This window comes from Streptococcus sp. NLN76 (assembly GCF_015686645.1).
Taxonomy (GTDB): domain Bacteria; phylum Bacillota; class Bacilli; order Lactobacillales; family Streptococcaceae; genus Streptococcus.
In genome coordinates this window covers 1-2,463 of the sequence record NZ_JADPMS010000086.1, presented here as the reverse complement: position 1 = coordinate 2,463, position 2,463 = coordinate 1, and the positions used below count along the sequence as shown (strand labels likewise).

Genomic DNA, 2,463 nt, shown 5'->3' with positions numbered 1-2,463 from the left:
TTTTTTGAACCTTAGCCCGTTTAAAAAGACGATCAAAAGATTTTGTCAATGAACTAATTGTGTTATTTAATTCAATTCCAGGTACATTCTTAACAGTTAATGTCAAAAATAAAAAACGCCCTTTTGGTTGCTCTTTGATAGCTTCATCAACTATTCGAGAAGTCTGATAAGAATATTTCATTAACCGTCTCCAGTTACACATAGGACACAACTTATTTTTACAAAAATAAGCTTGATATAACTTTAAACTACCATCTTCTCGACGAATAAAACAAAGTGTATCCCCACAACTCGCCACTCGTTCAATCAAGTTTTGTTTATAGCCTAACTCTTCAAAAACATCAGCTAATTTCAAACTCAATATCTTACGACCTCGCCAATTTCTATCTTTGCCTTTTTTATTTTTATCGACAAGAACTTGCTCTTGATTTTGAATTTCTGTCATGTTAAAATTAACCTGTAATTACAAAAGAACGTAAAAATCCCTTTGTCTTTTTATACCTTTCTAAAATTAAACTTGAACACTTTAATTATAGATTTACCGTTATAAAAAGTCAAGGGCTTTTTTTTGTCTAAAAACAGCTCAACCATGCTGGTTTAAAGCATGTCAAACTCCTCTTTTTTGCCCGTGAGTTAATTCTTACTAGTATCAAGATAAGAAGAAAACCACCCCAAGGGGTGGTTTTTAGGGGCTAAAGCCCCTATTTCATTCTCCAAAAACTACTTTGAAACCATATAATCATTTCCAAACCAACCACAATCTAACCATTTTTCAGATGAACCTCTTAACTAAATTTGTGTGCTATAAGTATGTCATAGAGCTTTTAGGTGGAGAAACTGTGTATGCGATAGGTAGGCGAAGCCGAGAAAATTACCGGTACAGGAAACGTTGATACTATCAACATATCACGCCAAGTGATATCAGCTTCCCTTATGCTCTTTTGGTGGTGAAAAAGTGGAGAATTCTCCTAAGATAAAAACTGGATAATTCTTCACCTAAAATTTCCAATCCTTGTGATATAATAAAAACACGAAAATGTAGTGCACAAGCACACCGAAGCCCCTAAGAGATCTCCAGTCTTCTTAGGGGCTTTTTTCGATGTTGGGCTAGCTTCAGCGTTTGTCCTTGCTATCTAACCACTTGCAAATATAGTGTGCTACTACTTCTGCCAAAACAGCAAGTAAGACGTCGAAAATGTAATGCACTGGCCACACCTCCTTTCGCATAGACTTGCGGAAGGTTTGCTTCAGCATTTATAATTATAGCACCTCAATCAATTACAAATCTTGATTATCAAACTTACCGCTTACTTTATTCCAATTTCCTTTTGACAACAAGTAACCTAGGTCGTTAGTCTTTGGCTTGTCGGTCGGTCGAACAAAGTTCTGACCGAACCGCCCTAGCCAGTCTAACTTGACCTAGCTTATTGTCAAAAGTTTTCTCGGCATAAATCGCTCAGATGGTCTCACATGCGTTTTATTTAGCCTCTAAGACACACCAAATAACTCCTTGATATTTTTATACCAAAATTAACTACAACGCTCTTAAAACGCAAATAAACGCCCAAAACAAAACGAAGGTAAAAACAGGGAGCAATTTTCCTAGTAAATTTACCAGACAAATTACCTAGTAAATTACCTACACAAATTGCCTAGACTAAACAACTAAAAAGAGCATAAGGGAAACTGATATCACTTGGCGTGATATGTTGATAGTATCAACGTTTCCTGTGTCCCCAATTTTCTCGACTTCGCCTACCTATCGCATACATGATTTTTACCACCTAAAAACCTTAACACACACTCATCACATACAAAAAAGACTGATTCCGATCAGTCTTTCAGCAAATAATTTTGCTTAGATGCATTCCATATTGCAACAATTTTTGTTCCAGTAGAAACATCATTGTTATCTTCAGAAGTATGAACTAAGTCTCCATTTTCAACATCATCCAGCTGAAATTGCTTTTTGATTTCCTTAAACAATCCGCCATAACCTAATTGTCGTTTTCGATACAACCCTTTATACAAATCATCTACAACTTGCTTATTCTCAACATCCAACTTTATTGGCTTAACTGGATATTTAGCTGTTTCTAAAACAGCCCCTTTAAGACCTTTTCCTTTTTCTTTAACCGACCGAATATCAACCATCGGAATATAATCAACTTTGAGTGACCGCGACCACATATCACCCCATTCTTTTTGAGAAATATAATTCACTTTTCCAGCAAAATAACTCGATTTAACCATTATCAAAACATGAATATGAGGATGATAAGTATTCTCTTTTTCATTATAAGTTACTTCAACAGAACGTAAATATCCAATCAAATTTTTTTGAACCTTAGCCCGTTTAAAAAGACGATCAAAAGATTTTGTCAATGAACTAATTGTGTTATTTAATTCAATTCCAGGTACATTCTTAACAGTTAATGTCAAAAATAAAAAACGCCCTTTTGG

The 2,463-nt window shown here is 35.0% G+C and carries 2 protein-coding genes; both read right to left on the bottom strand.

The features are described from left to right. A partial coding sequence (locus I1A59_RS09280; protein WP_196092476.1) for a protein rep occupies positions 1-445 on the bottom strand: 445 nt, incomplete at its 3' end. Between the two features lie 1,388 nt (positions 446-1,833). Then, the coding region (locus tag I1A59_RS09275) for a protein rep (RefSeq protein ID WP_196092475.1) at positions 1,834-2,463 on the bottom strand (630 nt) is incomplete at its 5' end.